The sequence below is a fragment of the Campylobacter sp. JMF_15 NE4 genome (genome assembly GCF_027737645.1).
Lineage (GTDB): Bacteria > Campylobacterota > Campylobacteria > Campylobacterales > Campylobacteraceae > Campylobacter_B.
The window spans coordinates 402,391-421,441 of record NZ_JAOVTY010000001.1 but is presented as its reverse complement, the minus strand read 5'-3'; the positions used below and the strand labels follow the sequence as shown (position 1 = coordinate 421,441).

Sequence of the window (19,051 nt, the reverse complement as noted above, 5' to 3'; positions counted from 1 at the left end):
ATGGCCTATCTCCACACGCCTTTGGCGCGCACTTCGCCACTTATACAAATTCCATTTCGCATGACGCAGTTATTTTGGGAGCTCTTAGCTCTTTGTGTGGTGAGGTGCTGTGGCACGGGCGCAGGTTTGGCGACTCTGTTTTGCTCATGCGCGCCAAAGCGGCGCCCTCGGTGCTCCTCGTAGCGTGGCGGTAATGGTCTGCGTCGTAGATTGCCATCCTCTATGATAGTGATACCATTGCCGAAATTCTGTTCGTAGCGGTATCTTGGCGGGTGATTTACATAGACCTTTTTTTCTGGTTGGATTATGATTATGTTTTGTTCGCTCTCTTTTTTAGGTTCTGGGGCTGGCTGGGGCTTTGGCAGGGCTTGCAAATCAAAATTTTGCGCGAGCCTAGTCGTATCATAACCGCCAAAACCGGTTATGTTTTTCAGCTGGTTTTCATCTGTGATTTCGCGTGATTTGCGGTAGTTTATGAGCATGTCCGCCCTGCCCGCATCAAGCCCGCCAATGGTCATTAGCTCGTATCTAGTCGCGTCGTTTATGTTGATTTTGCCCCACAAAGAAGCACACAAAAATAAAAAAACAAAAAGCTTTTTCATAACTTTCCTTTTTTATGAAATTTAGCCAAATTCTAGCGCAAATTTTGATAATAATGTGTAAATTTATGGAATTTCAATTTCGCAAATTTAGCGTTTGGATTTTTAAACTCGTAGATTGCCACGCTCGTTACACTCGCTCGCAATGACAAATTAAACAAATTTGCTCGCTAGTGTCATTGCGAGAATTTGCGTAGCAAATTCGAAGCAATCTACGAATTTAAAATTTCGGCGCAGTATTTTGGCGGAAATTTATGGAATTTCAATTTCGCAAATTTAGCGTTTGGAATTTTCGCAGTAAAAAGCAAATTTGCGAATTACAAAATTCGCAAATTTGAGATTAAATTTTATTTGAATAAATCGGTAGAAAGGTATCTTTCGCCGGTGTCATTTAGCGTGGTTACGATGATTTTGCCACGATTTTCGAAGCGATTGGCGATGATGTTTGCCGCATAGACATTTGCGCCGCTTGAAATGCCCACTAGCAAGCCCTCTTTTTGCGCCAAAGTCTTTGCAGTCTCGAAAGCTGCGCCATTTGCGACCGCGATATACTCATCGATTATGTCTAAATTTAGGTTTTTCGGTATGAAATTTGCGCCGATTCCTTGGATTTTGTGGCTTCCAGCGCACCCTCTACTAGCTAGTGGCGACGAATCAGGCTCGACCGCGATTACCTTTAAATCAGGGTTTTGCTCTTTGAGATATTTCGCTGTCCCGCTTAGCGTGCCTCCCGTGCCAAATCCAGCGACTAAGATATCGACTTTGCCGTCTGTATCGCGCCAAATCTCAGGGCCAGTGCTCTCGTAGTGAGCTTGCGGGTTGGCTGGGTTGTCAAACTGGCTTGGAATAAAGGAATTTGGGTTTTCCTCGGCTAGTTCGTTTGCCTTATCCACGGCACCCTTCATGCCAAATTGCGGATCTGTGAGCACGATTTTCGCGCCAAAAGCCGCGATTAGCTTTTGTCTTTCGATACTCATCGAACTTGGCATTGTTAGGATTAGTTTTAGCCCCATTTTCGCAGCTACCATGGCTAGTCCTACGCCCGTATTTCCGCTAGTTGGCTCGATTAGGATTGTGTCTTTGTTGATGAGGTTTTGCACGAAGGCGACCTTGATGATATTCCACGCGATACGGTCTTTGACCGAGTGGCTTGGGTTTAGAAACTCAGCTTTTGCAAGTATTGTCGCGTTTTTTGAAAAGGTATTAATCCTAACTAACGGAGTGTTGCCGATTAAATCTGTTACATCATTTGCTATTTTCATTTTTTTCCTTTTTTTATCGTTGTGAAACTGCGCGCAGCCCTAAATCAAATACTAAAATCCAAAAATTTAGTGCTTTCTTCCTTGTATTCTTCAAATTTGCTAATTGATTTGTTAAAAATTTCTAGCAGTTTTTCATCATACTCTTTGAAAAAAAACTCTAAATTTGGGTTTAATAGCTTCAAATTTGTAAGTTTAAAGTCCTTTTCCATAGCCTTAAAAACATCGGCAAATGTGATATCTTCGATATCACGCGAGAGATAATATCCGCCGTTTTTGCCCTTTATACTCTCGATCAATCCACCGCCTCTAAGGCCGTTTAAAATCTGCTCCAAATAGTTTTTTGAGACCAAAATTCTATCTGAAATTTCGCTAATGCTAATCGGCGAAATTTCGCTAGCCTTGGCGATTTCTAAAATCGCCATTAAGCCATAAACGCCTTTTGTAGATAAAAGTGCCATATATTCCCCTTATTTAGTCGCTTTTTCGATTGCGTTTTTAAGATCATTAATCAAATCGTCAGTGTCTTCTAGCCCCACGCTAAGCCTGATTAGCCCCGGAGTAATGCCCGCACTAAGCAATTCCTCGTCGCTTGATTGTGAGTGAGTTGAGCTAGCCGGGTGAGTGATGACGGATTTGCTATCGCCGATATTTACGACAACGGCAAAAATTTTCACCTCTCGCATGATATCATCAGCTACTTTTCTGCTTCCGGCATCAAAGCACAAAAGCCCGCTACATAGCCCCTCGGTAAAATTTTCGCTCACAAATTTATTTAATGGCGAACTTTTTAGCCCTGGGTAATTTACGCTTTTTATCGCTGGGTGAGATTCTAAAAATTCGGCGATTTTTTGCGTTTTGCGAGAGTGTTCTTTAACCCTCACGCTTAGGGTTTCAAGCCCCTGAATCAACTGCCACGCGCTAAATGGGCTCATCGTCGCACCGATATCGCGAAGCAAACCAAGGCGAATTCGAAGCGTGAAAATGTCGAAATTTTCTACCAAATCTGTATAAACTAGCCCATGATAGCTCTCATCAGGCTCGTTGAAATCAGCATATCTTGGATTAGCTAGGATTTTTTTGTTTGTGCTAGCCCCGCTTACGACAGCACCTGCGATGGTTAGCCCTTGACCGCTGATATACTTGCTCGCACTATGCACGACGATATCGGCGCCTTTTTTTATCGGTTGAAAAAGCACTGGCGTGGCGACTGTGTTATCCACAATGCTGATAATGCCGTATTTATCGGCAATTTCGATAATTTTATAAAAATTTGGAATTGCCACTTGCGGATTTGAAAGCGTTTCGAAGAAAACGGCCTTTGTTTTCTCATCAATCAAGCTTTCTAAATCGTCCGCGCTATCTGCGTCAAACATACGCGTCTCAATGCCAAATTTTTTAAGCGTATGGAGCATTAAATTTGAAGTTCCGCCATAGACCTTTTGCGCCATGATGATATTATCGCCCGCACTTGCGACATTTGCGACCGCATAAAACGAAGCGGCTTGACCGCTAGCTGTGCCAATCGCCGCCACGCCACCTTCAAGGGCTGCAATGCGCGCCTCGAAAATATCGACCGTTGGGTTATTTAAGCGCGTATAAATGGGACCAAGGCTTTGCAATGCAAACCTAGCTGCCGCCTCCTCGCTCGTGCCAAAGTCAAACGCTGTGGTTAGATAAATCGGCACAGCCATAGAACCAAAGCCCTCTTTCGAGCTGTATCCTGCGTGAGTTGCTAGTGTTTCGAAGTTAAATTCTGCCATCTCTCCTCCTTAAATTTTAAAATTTTAAAGAGATTATAACACTTATTTACAAACAAGTCAATAGAGAAAATATATTTTATAAATTCCCTATTTAAAGTGTTTTGAAAAAAATATAGTTTTAATAATATATAGGAAAAATATGTAAAATAAAAAATAAAGCTAAATTTGGTATAATCGCACTTTTGATTTCAAAGGATAAAATTTGAGCCAAATAAATGAAAAAAGTGATCGTATCAAATACATCCGCGCCTTAGAGCGCTTCGCAAAATCGGCAATTTCGATTTTAAAACGAGATGATTTTGACGAGAATTTATTTAAAATTCGCGTGATAAAAAACTATGAAGTTTTAAAAAAAGTAGAAGCTGTTTATTTAGACCAGCCCTACACGAAATCGCTCGAAAACTTCGTCAAATCGGTCCTAGCGCACAAGAGCAAAGACGAACTGATAAAAGAGGCAAATTTGCTAGAAAAACTCAAAAATTCAAAAACTTACAAAAAAGAGAAGCACAAGGGCAAATTTAACGATGAGTATTAAGGAAAAAAAATGAAAAAAGTATTGATTTTAAGCGGGGCTGGACTGAGTGCGGCTAGCGGGCTTCGCACATTTAGGGAGAGTGGCGGACTTTGGGAGCAATACAGCGTGGCAGAGGTTTGCTCGGTGCCAGGGTTTTTAAAAGATAGAGCGAAGGTGCTTAAATTTTACGATGAGCGTAGGGCGCAATTAGCGGGTTGCGAGCCAAATTTAGCCCACTACACAATCGCAAAATTAAAAAAAGAATTTGGCGAAAAAATCGTCGTGCAAACCCAAAATGTCGATGATTTGCTAGAACGCGCTGGGTGTGAGGGTGTAATTCATTTGCACGGATTTTTGCCCGAAATTCGCTGTGAGGCGTGCGGACATGTCCAAAATATCGGCTACGCGCCAATTAAGGGGCAAATTTGCGAAAAATGCGGGAGCGAAAAAATGCGCCACAATATCGTTATGTTTGGCGAGCAAGCCCCACACTACGCCGATTTATACGAGGCACTGCAAGAGTGCGAAATGTTTGTTTGTATCGGCACGAGCGGGGAAGTGCTCGATGTAGCAGGCTATACAAGATACTTTAAAATCAGCGTTTTAAACAACCTTGACGCCTCGCGAATCGATAAATTTTTCGATAAATGCTACACCGAAAGTGCTGTTACTGCCGCGCCAAAATGGGAGAGCGATATTAGAAAATTTTTGCAAGGCGAGGCGCATGAAAACGATAATCTTTGATATGGACGGCACGCTACTTGATAGCAAAAAGGCCATTTGCGAGAGTATAAATTTCACTAGAAACCGCCTTGATCTCGCACCTTTGGAGCATGATTACATAATGAGCGTGATAAACGATCCCGCACAAAACCCCTTTATCGCGCTATATGGCACACAGAGTGTGAGCGCGGAGCTAGGGGCTGAATTTATGGCTGTGTATATGGGGAATTACCGCAAATTCGCTCTGCCCTATCCTGGGATTTTGGATTTGCTAAAAAAATGCAAAAATGCTGGCTTTTTCGTCGCCCTAGCCTCGAATGCTCCACAAGCTAGCCTTGCTAGCATAGCCGAATTTACGGGGCTAAGCGAGTTTTTTGACTTTATCGTGGGCGAGAGCGAGCACATACCGCACAAACCAGATCCCGCTATGATTTTAGAAGTTTTGAAAAATAGCAAATTTAAAAAAGCAATTTTTTTAGGCGATAGCAAAAAGGACGAATTTGCCGCCAAAAGGGCAAATATCCAGTATCTGCAAGTAAGCTGGGGCATGGGCGAGTTCAGTGCGGGCGTAAAAAACGCAAAAACGCCAGAGCAAGCGTGGGAGATTATCGATAAATTCTAGCTTGGATTAAATTTAATTTTGCTATAATCGCTAAATTTTTTATCAAAAAAGAAAGAAATAATGGACAAAATCGATCAAATTATGCAAAATTTCATCGCTAGTTGCGGATACAGCGTGGCTAGCGAAATGTTTTTGACTCTTAGTTCAGGCAAAAAACTGCGCTCAAAACTGCTTTTAAATATCGCCGGAGAGAGCGAAGAGAGCCTAAGACTATGCGCTATTACCGAGCTTATTCAGGCTGCTAGCCTGCTGCATGATGATGTCATCGACGAAAGCGTAATGCGTCGCGGCAAACCCTCAATCAACGCAACCCAGGGCTCTAAAAACGCCGTTATGCTCGGCGACATACTCTACTCCAAAGCTTACAGCGAGCTTTGCAAATTTCCTAGCTTCATCGCCACTTCGCTAAGCTCAGCCGTCACCAAACTCGCAATCGGCGAAATGATGGATGTAAAAATGTCGCAGAGCTTCAACTCTGATGCTCAAAAATACACCCAAATGATTTATTACAAAACTGCCGTTTTCATCGAGGAAGTGGCAAGAAGTGCGGCGTATTTGAAATTTGGCGAGGGCGCGGAGGTAGAAAAATTTGGCGAATATGGCAAAAATTTAGGCCTTGCCTTTCAAATAATCGATGATATTTTGGATATCACGCAATCAAGCGAAGTGTTAGGAAAGCCGAATTTAGGGGATTTCAAAGAGGGTAAAACGACGCTAGCGTATATTTATCTATACGAGAATTTGGGCGAAAATGATAAAGAAAAACTAAAATCACTTTTCAAAAAAGAGCTAAACGAGGACGAAATTTCGTGGCTTAGGGCAAAATTTAGCGAGCATAAAATCATCGAGCGTTGCATAAATGAAGCGAAATTTTTGGGCACTAGCGCAATAGAAGCGATAAAAGATTTCAAAAACGAAAAACTTATACAAATCGCTGAAAATATGATAAATAGGGAGTTTTAATGGCTTATATGAGTGTTAGTTTTACTCACAAAAACACAGACATTACAGTGCGTGAAAAGCTATCTTTCACAAACGATGTGCGAAAAAAAGAAATTTTGCGACTTTTGTGCTCGAACGCGAGTATCAAAGAGTGCATGGTGCTAAATACCTGTAACCGCGTGGAAATTTTCGCTAGTGTAAGCGATTATGAGGCTGCGTCGAAATTTACACTGCTTGCGCTATCTCGCGTCAGTGGCGTGGGGCTAGACGAGCTAGAAAACAGGGCTGATTTATACGATGATGACGGCGCGATTCATCATCTTTTTTCGGTCGCAAGCTCGCTCGATAGCCTAGTTGTCGGCGAAACGCAAATCGTAGGCCAGCTAAAAGATGCGTATAAATTTGCGCTTGAAAACAACAACACAGGCGAGGATATCAAAAGCGCAATCGACGCTTCGCTAAAATGCGCCGCTAGCGTGCGCACAAAAACCGAAATTTCCAAAAACCCAGTATCTGTTTCAAGCGTGGCAGTATCCATGGCAAAGGAAAAATTAGGCTCGCTTCAAGGCGAGGAAGCCATAGTGTGCGGGGCTGGCGAGATGAGCGAGCTAGCGTGCAAACACCTGCTAGCAAGTGGCGCGAAGATTACAATTTTAAACCGAAATTTAAAAAACGCCGAAAATTTAGCCAAAAGCCTAGGGGAAGGCGTGAAATTTGATAGCCTTGAAAACCTAAAAAAATATGTCAATATCAATAGACTATTTTTCAGCGCGACAAGCTCTGCTACGCCTATAATCACCGATGAAATCATTGAAGCCAAAAATTTCAAACGCTACTTTTTCGATATCGCCGTCCCGCGCGACATAGAGCTAAGCCAAAGCGAGGATATCGTCGTATATAGCGTCGATGATTTAGAAGAAATCGTCAAAAACAACCTAATCTTGCGCGAAGAACAGGCTCACAACGCCTATGCGATCATTGGGGCGCAAACCAGCGAGTTTTTCGATAGCCAAAACGCCAAAGCAGCCACTCCACTCATCAAGGCCCTGCGCGCCAAAGCCAGAGATATAGCCGAAATCGAGCTAGAAAAAGCTATCAAAAAGGGCTATTTAAAAAACAGCGACAAAGAAGAAGCCAGAAAGCTAATTCACCAAGTTTTCAAATCATTTTTGCACACGCCAACGACAAATTTGAAAAATTTAAAGAGCAAGGACGAGATTGATTTCGCGACAAATTCGTTAAACGAAATTTTCGCCCTTAAAGAAAATTACGAAAAATTTTTAGACTACGAAAATAGCAAAACAATGGAGAATAAAAATGAAATTTAGCAAACTTTTTGCACCGACATTTAAAGAAGCGCCAAAAGACGCCATTTTGCCAAGCCATATTTTCTTGCTTAGGGCTGGATTTATCGAGCAGTTAGGCAGCGGACTTTATAATTTCATGCCACTAGGAAAAATGGTTTTAAACAAAATCACGCAAATCGTGCGCGAAGAGATGAATAACGCAGGCGCGCAAGAGATCTCTTTTAGCGTGGTTACACCAGCTGATGCGTGGAAAGCAAGTGGCAGGTATAACAAATACGGCAAAGAGCTTTTGCGCCTAAAAGACCGCAAAGAAAATGACTTCGTCCTAAGCCCAACAAACGAGGAAAGCGCCGTGCTAATGGTGGCGAACAAAATCACCAGCTACAAGCAACTCCCGCTTCATATCTACCAAATAAACACCAAATTTAGAGATGAAGCTAGACCTCGCTTTGGGTTACTTCGCGGTAGAGAATTTACTATGAAAGACGGATATAGTTTCCACGCAAATGAGGCTGATTTGAAGCGTGAATTTGATCTCATGGAGCAAACATACACCAAAATTTTCACCCGTCTTGGGCTAAATTTCCGTGCCGTAGAAGCCGATAGTGGCGCAATCGGCGGAAGCGGAAGCAAGGAATTTATGGTACTAGCAGATAACGGCGAGGACGATATTTTAGTCTGCGCTAACTGCTCTTATGCTGCTAATATCGAAGCAGCGCACCGCGCTAAACGCACAGCCACTTGCGAAGCGCCAGAGACCGAGGGTATGATGAAATTTCACACGCCAGGCACCAAAACAATCGAGAGTGTGGCTGAATTTTTCAAAGTGGATAAATTTTTTACAATCAAAGCCGTGATGAAAAAGGCAATCTACGAAGATAGCGCAAAAATCGTGGTTTTCTTCGTGCGAGGCGACGATGATTTGCAAGAGACAAAGGCGCAAAACGCTTGTGGCGCACTAGAACTAATCGACGCAGATGAGAGCGAAGTGCGCGAAGCCGGGCTTGTGCCAGGGTTTTGCGGGCCATTTGGACTGCCAAGGGATATTGATTTTTACATAGACGCCGAGCTTGAAAACGAGCGCGAAATGATAGCTGGGGCAAACGAAGAAAACTACCATTTAATCGGTTGCGCGGTTACGAATTTTAACAAAACTCGCTTCAAAGATTTAACTGAGGTCAAAGCTGGGGATAAATGCCCGTGCTGTGGGGGCGAACTGCGCGTTACAAAGGGCATTGAGGTAGGACACATTTTCCAGCTAGGACAGAGATATTCAGACCCTATGGGGGCGAAATTTTTAGACGAAAACGGCAAAACACAGCCATTTTTCATGGGTTGCTATGGTATCGGCGTGAGCCGTCTAGTCGCAGTCGCAGTCGAGTCTAGCCACGATGAGAAGGGTTGTGTGTGGAGCAAAGAGCTATCGCCTTTTGCGCTAGAAATCATCATTTCAAATGCAAAAGATGAAAATATCGTCAATTTTGCGACCGAACTTTACGAGAAATGCCGAAATTTAGGCATTAACGCCTTGCTTGATGATAGAAATGAACGCTTTGGCGTTAAGATGAACGATTACGAGCTTATGGGCTTTCCATACGCCCTGCTAGTCGGCAAAGGCTTGGCTAATGGCGAAGTAGAGTTTATCGAGCGCAAAAACCTAGAAAAACAGAGCGTCAGCGTGGATAAAATTTTGGATTTGATTAAAGAAAAGTTGGCGTAAATTTTGTAAATTTAAAGGAAAAAAATGAAAAAACTTACCATAATTGCGCTGTTTGCGCTGTTTTCTTACGCGCAGATTAACCCTCAGTCCCAGGAGCTGTATTCAGACGATGCGCACAGCTACACCCTAGTTCAAACCGGCAACGAAAATTTAGACATTTTGCTAAAAAACCGCCTGTTTGGGATTTGCGAGGGCGAGAGTATCGACGAGAGATGCGCGCTTTTGCTAAAAAGCTTGGACGCGAAAAAATACGCCACAAGTTTAGTAGAGCAATCCAAAGCCCAAGCCGATAAAGAAATGGCTCAAAATGGTGATTTGGACTTTCATAGCGAATTTAGCGCCGAGCAAAGCTTCGTCTCTCAAATCGGCAACCTAGCCCAAATCAAGCAGTTTTCATACTCGTATTCTGGCGGAGCGCACGGCATGGAGCACACGAGCTATATCATCTACGATTTAGTCGCAGACAAGAAAATCGACATTACAAATGTCCTAATCGGCGCGGTTAGCGTGGAGCCCCTATACAAGGAGATTTTCAAGGGTTACAAGGATATGCTTCGCGCAGATATCATAGCCTCGCAGCCAAACTGCGACAAAGCCTGCCAAGAACGCGATATTACGGAGTTTATCAAGACATTTTGGGTGGATAATCTGCCAGAAGATATCGTTTTTAAAAGCGAATTTTACTTCGCCAAAGAGGGCGCGGCGTTTGTCTTCGCGCCGTATTTCATCGCGCCGTATGCTATGGGTGAGCCCGAAATCATCGTGCCTTACGAAAATTTAAAAGGCATTTTCAAAGAGGAATTTTTAAAATTTTAACAAATTTAGCGTAAAATTTTACGCTAAATTTTACATAAAATTCAACGCAAATTTAATTTTGGAGAGAAAATGAGAGCATTTGCAGAGTGGGAAAATCAAAACGCACTTTTAGTTTCACTGCCTCACGAGGACAGCGACTGGGCGCCGTATTTGGGCGAGATTAGTAGCGCTTATACGCACTTTATCCGCGCTGTGGCGCAGTTTCAGCCGCTCATAGCTATCGCACCGCGCAAAGAAATTTTTGAAAAAATCTGTGGCGAAATAGACGAAAAATTCGCCGTTAATTTCGTGCAAATCCCTACAAATGACACTTGGATACGCGATTATGGCGCGATTGATGTCGAAAATGAGGGCAAGGTAGAGGCGCTAAATTTCACCTTCAACGCTTGGGGCGGGAAATTTGATAGCGAAAAAGATAATGCACTAAATTCTGCACTTTATCAAATTTGGAATAAGCCACTAAAAGATATTGATTTGATTTTAGAGGGTGGAAGTGTCGAATTTAACGGCGCTGGCGTGCTAATGACGACCGAGGAGTGCTTGCTAAATGACAACCGAAACGCCCTTAGCAAAGAAATTTTGGAGCAAAAGCTAGGCGAAATTTTTGGGCTAAAAAAAATAATCTGGCTTAAAGGCGGATTTATTCAGGGCGACGATACAGACTGCCATATCGACACGCTGGCTAGATTTGTGGGCGAAAATGTCGTTGCCGTGGCTTCATGCGATGATTCTAGCGACATACACTACCCTGCCCTGCGCTCGCTAAAAGAGCAGATTTTAGCGCATGGATTCGAGGTCATCGAGCTTCCGCTTCCAGCGCCGATTTTTTACGAAAATAGGCGTTTGGGGGCGACTTATGCGAATTTCGTATTTGTAAATGGAGGACTTATCGTGCCTACTTATGGCGATAAAAACGACGAAATCGCGCTCTCTCGCCTCGCAAAGGCTTGCCCAGGGCGCAAGGTCGTTGGCGTAGATGCGCAGGTTTTTATCCGTCAAAACGGCTCGCTTCACTGCTCGTGTATGAATAAATTTAGCGATAAAATTTAAAATTTAAAGGCAAAAAATGAAAAATTTAAAAGTAGGACTAATCTCACACAAATTTTACGGCACCAAATCAGCCACGATAGCGCGCACCAAGGAGCTTATCGCCGAGGCTACGCAAAAAGGGGCGAATTTAATCGTGCTTCAAGAACTCCACCAAACTCACTATTTTTGCCAGCGCGAAAACACCGAAAATTTCGACTATGCGACAAATTTCGAAGACGATGTGAAATTTTGGGGCAGTATCGCCAAAGAATTTGGCGTAGTGCTTGTGGCTTCACTTTTTGAGCGCAGGAGTGCTGGGCTGTATCACAACACGGCTGTGGTTTTCGAGCGCGACGGCAAAGTGCTTGGCAAATACCGCAAAATGCATATCCCAGACGATCCAAATTTTTATGAAAAATTCTATTTCACGCCCGGCGATATGGGCTTTGCGCCGATTGATACAAGCGTGGGAAGGCTGGGCGTGCTGGTGTGCTGGGATCAGTGGTATCCTGAGGCTGCGCGCGCAATGGCGCTTCGTGGGGCGCAGGTGTTAATCTATCCGACCGCGATTGGCTGGTTTATGGGTGATGATGTGGCTGAGAGAATTCGCCAGCTAGAAGCGTGGGTTGCGGTGCAAAGAGGGCATGCTGTGGCAAACTCACTACCTGTAATCGCTGTAAATCGTGTGGGGTTTGAAAAAGCAACTCTTAGCGAAATTTCGCCAAATGTAGTTTTGGGAAATACTGCGCCCGAGATGACATGCGATGAGAGCGCAGAGGGGATTAAATTTTGGGGCAATAGCTTCGTTTTTGGTGCGCAGGGCGAAGAGCTATTTCGCGCAGGTAGCGAAAGCGAGCTTTGCGAGGTCGTGGAGATTGATATGCAAAGGTGCGAAAATGTGCGCAGGTGGTGGCCGTTCTTGCGCGATCGCCGAATCGAGAGCTACGGCTCACTTTTAAAAAGATTTGATGATTAGGGGCGAAATTTGAAGAGAATTTTACTATTTTCAATAATTTGCATTATTGGGATTTTTATCCAAATAAGCTTTGATGAAAAATTCTTTTATCCAAAAATTGCTTGTAAATTAGGTAGTGAAAATTCGTGTTCGAAAATCAATATAGAGGGAAATAAATTTTTGACAAATTACCGCCTTGATGAAGCTGAAATTTTGCTTCACACCGCTTGTGAAGCAAAATTTTATAAAGCATGCTCGAATTTAGGCGCACTTTATAACAAAAAATCTCTTTGGTATTTCCAACACTCTTGTGCAAATGGATTTTATGGCGCTTGCGATAATCTGGGAAAATTTTATGTCGGAAGCTTCAAATACGATATGGCTATACCACTTTTTACGGACGCTTGCGATCACGGCATCGTATCTAGCTGTCAAATTTTAGCTTTTATGTATTATATCGGCAAAGGGGTGCAACAAAACCCTGCAAATGCAATGAAATTTTACGAAAAAGCTTGCAAATTAGGCTCGAAAAACGATTGCGAAACTTTAAAAAAATTCAAATAAAATATAAAATTTAGCCTCGCCTTGGCTAGTCAAATACACCTATCGCAAATTCGCCCTATTTCACATACGGGATAAACTCGCCGTATCCGCGCTCGCTCATTTTTTCAAGCGGGATAAATTCGAGCGAGGCGCCGTTTATGCAGTAGCGCAAACCGCCCTTTTCTTTGATACCGTCCTCAAAAACATGCCCCAAATGCGCCCCACCAAGCCGTGAGCTAACCTCCGTGCGCACCATGCCGTGGCTAGTATCGCGCGCATAATCCAGCGCGTCGGTAGTAATCGGCTTAGAAAAGCTCGGCCACCCACACCCTGCGTCGAATTTATCCGTCGAGCTAAAAAGCGGTTTTTTCGTAACGACATCGATATAAATGCCCTTTGCGTCGAGTTTATCAAATTCGCTCGTGTATGGGCGCTCCGTCGCCTTTTCTTGCGTCACGCTAAACTGCAACGGCGTTAGATTTTCCTTCATCTCTTCTGGGCTAGGGAGCGCGAACCTGCTCTCGTCATAAAGCGGTTTGCTCGCCAAATTTAGGTCGATATGACAATATCCATTTGGGTTTTTGCCAAGGTAGTTTTGGTGATACTCTTCTGCGCGCGCGTAATTGCGTAGTGGTGCGACCTCAACGGCGATTTTTTCCTTATATTTTTTTTGTTTTAAGGCGATGAAATTTTGCAAAAATTCCTTGTCGCTCTCGTTGGTATAATAAATCCCCGTGCGATACTGCCTGCCGACATCGTTACCCTGTTTATCGACACTTATGGGGTCAATCACTCTGAAAAAATGCTCCAAAATCTCGGCAAATGCCACGACATTTTCATCAAATTTGATTTTTAGCGTTTCGGCGTGGTCTGTGTTTTTGAGCGAATAATAATCCGTTTTTTCGCTATTGCCGTTTGCGTAGCCAACCTCGCTGCTCGCGACGCCCTTTACTCGCCTAAAATACCCTTCCATACCCCAAAAACAGCCACCCGCTAAATAAATTTCTTTTAAATTTTGATTTTTGCTCTGCACGCTTTCGCCCTTTAAATTTATTTCATCTGCGCCTAAAAACAGCGCAAAACATAGTAAAAATTTTAAAATTTTCATCATTTTTGCCTTGTTTGATTAAAAATTCTCTGCGATTTTATCAAAAAATTTAAAATTTTAACTCAATGAATAAATTTTATCAATTATTTTTTATTTGGCTCAAATATGCGTGAAGCTGTCCGATAGCCACGCCACTATCGTTGCTCGGAGTGTTTTTGTGCAGATGAAATTTCACGCCACTCTCGCTAAATTTTTGCACAACCAAACCCAAAAGCGTAGCATTTTGGAAAACCCCGCCACTTAACACGACTTCTAATTTTCTCTCTTTTGCGATTTGAAGCATTATTTTGGCGATAGAGTTTATAAAATTTGAAGCAGCCACGCTAGGTTCGTCTTTTAGCGCATTTAAAAAGGCGTTTTTCACGCTAATTTTGCCGTTTATTATCTCAAATTTATAGCGTTTTTCGCTCTTACTCGTGATTTTGCTCTCATCAAAAAGATTTTCCAAAACCATACCGCTTTGGCCGTCAAAACTGACGCTTCTTTGGCCACAAATCACACTTGCAAATGCGTCAAAAATTCTCCCTAGTGAGCTAGTTTGCGGCGAATTTGAAGCTACCTTTTTCAAATTTGAGATTTCATTTTTGCTGAATTTTGACAAAAATTCACTCGCTTCATTTTCTAAATCAAATTTAAAAATCAGCGAAATTGCGAGTTTGTAGATATTTTTGATCGAACTCTCACCGCCGATTAGCGCAAATTCGTCGAAATGCAAAACCCTTTTGTAGCCAAATTCGTCAAATTCCAGCACTTCGCCACCCCAAATCGTGCCATCTTCGCCATAACCCGTGCCGTCAAAACTAAACCCAAGGTATTTTTTACCACTTCCAAGCAAATCATTATCCGCCAAATTCGCGACCAAATGCGCGTAATGGTGCTGAAATTTCACCACTTCAAAACCCAAATTTTCAAAATGTTTCGTGTGCAAAAAATTCGGGTGCAGGTCGCCTATAACAGCGTCAAATTTCAAATCATAAGTTTTAATGAAAATATCCAAAAGCGCGAAAAATCGAACATTTGTGGCGATATTTTTCAAATCGCCGATATATGGGGAAATAAAAATTTGCCCATCTTTGTATATTGCAAACTGGTTTTTTAGCTCCGCGCCAAGGGCGAGAAACGAGCCTTTATGAGTAAATTTGCTTTTGAAAATTTGCGGATTTAGCCCACGCGAAGTGCGCAAATATTGTGTAAAATTTTGCGTAATTTTTTGCGAATTTTGCTCCGTGATTTCTGCGATACTCTGCGCCTGATTTCGCACCACAAAGCCCACGCTATCGTCGCTTGGCGTGATAATCTCTCTGTCGTTATCCAAATAAAAATCAATCACACCGCCCAATTTTTGGCGCAAACTAGCTTCATTATAAATTATCGGCTCGCCACTGATATTTGCACTAGTAGCGATTAAAGGGCGATTAAAATACTCAAAAAGTAGCAAATGAATGCCCGTATTTGCTAAAAAAATGCCAACCTTGCCTAAATTTGGCGCAACCGCCCCAGCAAGGGTTAAATTTTGCGAATTTTTCGATTTTTTGGCCAAAACAATCGGCTTAATTTGCGAGTTTAAAAGCTCTTTTTCACTCTCGCAAAACCGGGCAAATTTTTCAGCCATCTCGTAATCTTTACACATTACGGCAAATGGCTTATCGGGGCGATTTTTGCGAATTCGTAAGGTCGCTACGGCGTCTTCGTTTGTCGCGTCGCACATTATGTGAAATCCGCCAAGCCCCTTTACAGCGACTATCTCGCCACGAGCTAAAATTTCACAAAGCCTAATAACAGCCTTTTCGCCACTTTCTAAAATCTCGCCGTTTTTGTTTTTCAAAAAGAGCTTTGGCCCGCATTTTGCGCAGGCAATCGGCTCAGCGTGATAACGGCGGTTTAGCGGGTCAGTGTATTCGCCACCGCAAAATTCGCACATTTTAAATTTCGCCATTGTTGTATTTGCGCGGTCATAAGGGAGCTTTTTAATGATACTAAGGCGCGGTCCGCAGTTCGTGCAGTTGATAAATGGGTAGCGGTAGCGTTTGTTTTGCGGGTCGTAAAATTCGCGCCTGCAATCATCGCAAATGGCAAAATCAGGCAAGATTGGGTTAAATTTCGCCGAATTTTGCGAAGAAACGATTTTAAAATCATTATAAATTTTAGGCGCGATTTCGAAAATCTCAAATTTATCAATCCGCGCAAGTGGTGGAAGCTCGCCATAAATGCGCTCTTTAAGCCACTCTATTTGCTCGCTCGTGGCGTTTGCGTGGATTTTCACGCCCTCGCCGTCATTATAAACCTCGCCTTTTATGCCTAGATCGGTGCAAATGCGGTAGATAAACGGGCGAAAGCCCACGCCCTGCACAGCTCCTGCAATCTCGATTTTAACGCTCACAGCCTTGCAAACCCAAATATGCCGAGAAATCAAGGCGAGATTTGCCAAGCACGAGTGTGGCGATGTTTGCGAACCTGCGCTCGGCAAAGAGCGAACCGCTAAGCACGCCAGAATCGTATAATGCCTCGTTTGCATCAGCCAAATCGCCGATAAATCTAGCCAGAGTGTCGATTACGCCGTAGCTTAAAACCTTATCATCGACGCCTGCTAACTTGTAGCTCATCGCTGAACGAAGCGTTTTGGCGAAGTTAAAATCGCCGTTTTCTTTAAGCTCGAAGTCTAGCTTCATGCCCTTTTCGCCCAAAAACTCCCCAGCGCACTCTAACAAATACTGCGCGTCTTTGCTAAAAATCACGCGAGAAAGCAGTTCAAAATAGCCATAAAAACTAGGTTTTACTTCGCTAAAATCGGCATTTGCTCGCGCATAATCTAGGCTAGCGTTTGCGCTAAAATTTGCCAAAAGCTTTGCGCCTGTCTCGTCGCTTTTGATTTCATCAAAAAGAGCGTCTAAATTCGCAGGCATAGCGAAATTTAGGAGTTTGCGCTTGGATTTGGCTTCGTAAATCGCAATCTCATCGGCGCACTCTTTCGATACAAAAACCCTCATCACGCGCGAATCAAAAATCTCTTTTTCCTTGCAAATAAGCCCAAAATGCGTAATCTCATCGCCAGAGGCAAGGAGTGTTTTTTCAGCCTCGCTCATAAACTCGTAATTTTTTGTGATAAGAAATCTATCCTCAATCACGCATAAATTTAAAAATTTATTTCTGCCACCATGCGCGCCTTTTGCGCCGACATAGTAGATTTCATCATCTTCGAGCCGTTTAAAAAGCGCGAACGAAAAGAGATCGCTACACATTTTCACATCGAAAAATTTAGGCGATTTTGAGAAAGAGCTGCGAAAAACGCTATTTGTTTTGAGGCGTAAAATCGGCTTTTCGTATGTCGCAAGGGCGATTTTTTGCTTGTCATCGGTGATAAAAATTTTATTAAACGATTTTAGGCCAGTAGCGACCATAAAGTCTGAATTTTCGAAATTTAAATCAGCACTTAGGCTAAATTTCTCGCCATTTAGCGAAATTTGCAAAATTTGATTATGACGCAAAATGCGGTAAGCATGTTCGATTAACTTGCCAAAATTTTGCTTATTTACAGCGACGAAACTCTCGCCGTCAAAGACACTAACACCGCTTAAAACCCCAAATTCGTTTTCTATAAATTCGCCACTTTGCAAAAATTCGTGAATTTGGCTTGGGGTGAAATTCGAAAATTTAGGCAAAAATTTAATCTCGTCGCTTCTGGCGCAAACTTCCTTCAAATCCCCTTCGCCAGATACCACCTCCACGCTCGATTTTGCCAAAAACGCAGAATTTGGAATAAGCGCCATAAATTTATCGCTGAATTCGAGTAGCTCTTTTTCATCTGCTTCGACATAGAGTGTGGTTAAATTTTTGCCTAAATTTAGGGCGTATTTCAGCCCAGCCTTGCGCGCATAAAAATCCAAAAAATAGGCGATTAAGCCGTTGTTATTCAAATAATCAAATTTAAAAGAAATTATCAATTTTTGCCCTTAGAATCAAAATTTTCAGCAATATCGCGCACGCTTAAATTCCCAATTTTTTCGCACACAAAACCGCGAGAAGCGATAAAATCTATCGCCGTGCGCTCCATAATCTCGCTAGATTTTAGCACCTCATCGCTCACGCTAAAACTCATCGGCTCTATGCGCATTGGCACTACGGCTAGGATTTGCGTTCGTGGTCTATCGCCACAAAGATCTAGCATTTGCAAGGTTTCTAGCATCTCCACCTCATGAGCCGAACCGCTCCATTTCACGCTTTTTGGCATAGCCTCGTAATCAAAGAAATACACATCGCCGATACTGCCCTCGTCTGCGTCGATACAATCAATCAGCAAAATTTCGTCGAATTCGACCAAAATGTGCATTAAAAGCGCAGCTAGCGTGCCTCCATCGATGAATTCTATACTATCGTCAGGTGAGTTTGGGGTGAATTTGTAGTTTTGTTGCAGTGCGTGCATAAAATGCACTCCGACACCTTCGTCGGAGTACATAATGTTACCTATACCGATAACACCTAATTTCATTTTTGAACCTTGAACTTATAGCCGCTAATGATAGCGTCCATAGCTCCGTCTTGTCCTTTTACAGCGTTGAAAACAGCCATATAAACATGCACAGGGATAAATAAAATAAGGAAATTCATCGATAAATGGTGGATAGTGCGAACCTCGCTTAGACCACCCATCATAGCCTCGATTGGGCGCATTAGATCATAAATCATACCGCCAAGTCCGCCATGATACATATGCACATGAAGCACAAGGCCAGTGATACAAATCAAGGCTAAAATGATGTAAAATGCCAAATACGCAATAAATTGCAAAGGATTATAAACGCCGTGCAAATGTGGGTGTTCGCCTAAAAATAGGTAAAATTTGATCTGCTCGATCCAAACCCTAGGATTAATAAAATCCTTAATACTAACTAGCTCTTTTCTGCTGTGTTTATCGAACAAAAACAGATATGATTTGTAAAGCATAGCCGCCATTAGCACGAAACCTGCCACTAAATGCACGAAGCGAATTTTAGCTTGCAAGAATAAATTTGGCTCAGAGCTAATCTCTGGGGCTATGAAAACATAAGCCAAATAAAATCCAGTAATTACAAGTATGACAATAGCGATAGCGCGTATCCAGTGGGTAAGGCGCAATCCTATCGAAAATTCATACTCAGCTTCTCTTTTGTTCAT

At 42.8% G+C, this 19,051-nt stretch carries 19 protein-coding genes; 10 read left to right on the top strand and 9 right to left on the bottom strand.

Translation table 11 applies throughout. The features are described from left to right. Positions 1 to 5: 5 nt before the first annotated feature. The 4 genes from OFN98_RS02160 to OFN98_RS02145 form a co-directional block, all read right to left on the bottom strand. A complete protein-coding gene (locus OFN98_RS02160; protein ID WP_270874739.1) occupies positions 6 to 602 on the bottom strand; it encodes a hypothetical protein in 597 nt (198 codons plus the stop codon). A gap of 344 nt (positions 603 to 946) precedes the next feature. Beyond that, on the bottom strand, positions 947 to 1,861 hold the full coding sequence (gene cysK / locus OFN98_RS02155; protein WP_270874740.1) for a cysteine synthase A: 915 nt from the start codon (positions 1,859 to 1,861) through the stop codon (positions 947 to 949). 44 nt (positions 1,862 to 1,905) lie between these two features. Then, positions 1,906 to 2,319 carry an RrF2 family transcriptional regulator gene (locus OFN98_RS02150; RefSeq protein ID WP_270858939.1) on the bottom strand — a complete coding sequence of 138 codons (414 nt, stop codon included), beginning with the start codon at positions 2,317 to 2,319 and terminating at the stop codon, positions 1,906 to 1,908. 9 nt (positions 2,320 to 2,328) lie between these two features. Then, positions 2,329 to 3,621: an O-acetylhomoserine aminocarboxypropyltransferase/cysteine synthase family protein gene (locus tag OFN98_RS02145; RefSeq protein ID WP_270874741.1), complete on the bottom strand. Its 1,293-nt coding sequence runs from the start codon at positions 3,619 to 3,621 to the stop codon at positions 2,329 to 2,331. 202 nt (positions 3,622 to 3,823) lie between these two features. On the opposite strand from OFN98_RS02145, the gene OFN98_RS02140 reads away from it, so the two are divergent. The 10 genes from OFN98_RS02140 to OFN98_RS02095 all read left to right on the top strand — a co-directional run bounded on the left by OFN98_RS02140 (position 3,824) and on the right by OFN98_RS02095 (position 12,813). Then, a complete protein-coding gene (locus tag OFN98_RS02140; RefSeq protein WP_270874742.1) occupies positions 3,824 to 4,156 on the top strand; it encodes a hypothetical protein in 333 nt (110 codons plus the stop codon). 9 nt (positions 4,157 to 4,165) lie between these two features. Continuing rightward, positions 4,166 to 4,879, top strand: a complete 714-nt coding sequence (locus OFN98_RS02135; RefSeq protein ID WP_270874743.1) for an SIR2 family NAD-dependent protein deacylase — start codon at positions 4,166 to 4,168, stop codon at positions 4,877 to 4,879. Continuing rightward, on the top strand, positions 4,860 to 5,480 hold the full coding sequence (locus OFN98_RS02130) for an HAD family hydrolase (RefSeq protein WP_270874744.1): 621 nt from the start codon (positions 4,860 to 4,862) through the stop codon (positions 5,478 to 5,480). Before OFN98_RS02135 ends, OFN98_RS02130 begins: the two co-directional genes overlap by 20 nt. Positions 5,481 to 5,540: 60 nt before the next feature. Next, on the top strand, positions 5,541 to 6,443 hold the full coding sequence (locus tag OFN98_RS02125; protein ID WP_270874745.1) for a polyprenyl synthetase family protein: 903 nt from the start codon (positions 5,541 to 5,543) through the stop codon (positions 6,441 to 6,443). After that, the gene (hemA, locus tag OFN98_RS02120; RefSeq protein WP_270874746.1) at positions 6,443 to 7,750 is read left to right on the top strand and encodes a glutamyl-tRNA reductase; all 1,308 of its coding nucleotides are present in this window, start codon (positions 6,443 to 6,445) and stop codon (positions 7,748 to 7,750) included. The genes OFN98_RS02125 and hemA overlap by 1 nt, the downstream gene beginning before the upstream one ends. Further along, entirely contained in the window at positions 7,740 to 9,449 is a 1,710-nt protein-coding gene (locus OFN98_RS02115; protein ID WP_270874747.1) for a proline--tRNA ligase, read from the top strand. The genes hemA and OFN98_RS02115 overlap by 11 nt, the downstream gene beginning before the upstream one ends. Positions 9,450 to 9,473: 24 nt before the next feature. Beyond that, positions 9,474 to 10,265 carry a DUF3298 and DUF4163 domain-containing protein gene (locus OFN98_RS02110; protein WP_270874748.1) on the top strand — a complete coding sequence of 264 codons (792 nt, stop codon included), beginning with the start codon at positions 9,474 to 9,476 and terminating at the stop codon, positions 10,263 to 10,265. Between the two features lie 69 nt (positions 10,266 to 10,334). After that, on the top strand, positions 10,335 to 11,315 hold the full coding sequence (locus OFN98_RS02105; RefSeq protein ID WP_270874749.1) for an agmatine deiminase family protein: 981 nt from the start codon (positions 10,335 to 10,337) through the stop codon (positions 11,313 to 11,315). A gap of 16 nt (positions 11,316 to 11,331) precedes the next feature. Continuing rightward, on the top strand, positions 11,332 to 12,270 hold the full coding sequence (locus OFN98_RS02100; RefSeq protein ID WP_270874750.1) for a carbon-nitrogen hydrolase: 939 nt from the start codon (positions 11,332 to 11,334) through the stop codon (positions 12,268 to 12,270). Between the two features lie 159 nt (positions 12,271 to 12,429). Next, positions 12,430 to 12,813, top strand: coding sequence for a tetratricopeptide repeat protein (locus tag OFN98_RS02095; RefSeq protein ID WP_270874751.1), 384 nt, complete (start codon positions 12,430 to 12,432; stop codon positions 12,811 to 12,813). A gap of 55 nt (positions 12,814 to 12,868) precedes the next feature. Here OFN98_RS02095 and msrB read toward each other — a convergent pair whose 3' ends face one another. The 5 genes from msrB to cybH form a co-directional block, all read right to left on the bottom strand. Continuing rightward, on the bottom strand, positions 12,869 to 13,900 hold the full coding sequence (msrB, locus tag OFN98_RS02090; RefSeq protein ID WP_270873924.1) for a peptide-methionine (R)-S-oxide reductase MsrB: 1,032 nt from the start codon (positions 13,898 to 13,900) through the stop codon (positions 12,869 to 12,871). Positions 13,901 to 13,979: 79 nt separating this feature from the next. After that, complete coding sequence (hypF, locus tag OFN98_RS02085; protein WP_270874752.1) at positions 13,980 to 16,280, bottom strand: carbamoyltransferase HypF; 2,301 nt, start codon at positions 16,278 to 16,280, stop codon at positions 13,980 to 13,982. Next, entirely contained in the window at positions 16,270 to 17,841 is a 1,572-nt protein-coding gene (locus OFN98_RS02080) for a hypothetical protein (RefSeq protein ID WP_270874753.1), read from the bottom strand. Before OFN98_RS02080 ends, hypF begins: the two co-directional genes overlap by 11 nt. Continuing rightward, positions 17,838 to 18,386, bottom strand: coding sequence for a HyaD/HybD family hydrogenase maturation endopeptidase (locus OFN98_RS02075; RefSeq protein ID WP_270858957.1), 549 nt, complete (start codon positions 18,384 to 18,386; stop codon positions 17,838 to 17,840). The genes OFN98_RS02080 and OFN98_RS02075 overlap by 4 nt, the downstream gene beginning before the upstream one ends. Continuing rightward, a complete protein-coding gene (gene cybH, locus OFN98_RS02070) occupies positions 18,383 to 19,051 on the bottom strand; it encodes a Ni/Fe-hydrogenase, b-type cytochrome subunit (RefSeq protein WP_270858958.1) in 669 nt (222 codons plus the stop codon). The genes OFN98_RS02075 and cybH overlap by 4 nt, the downstream gene beginning before the upstream one ends.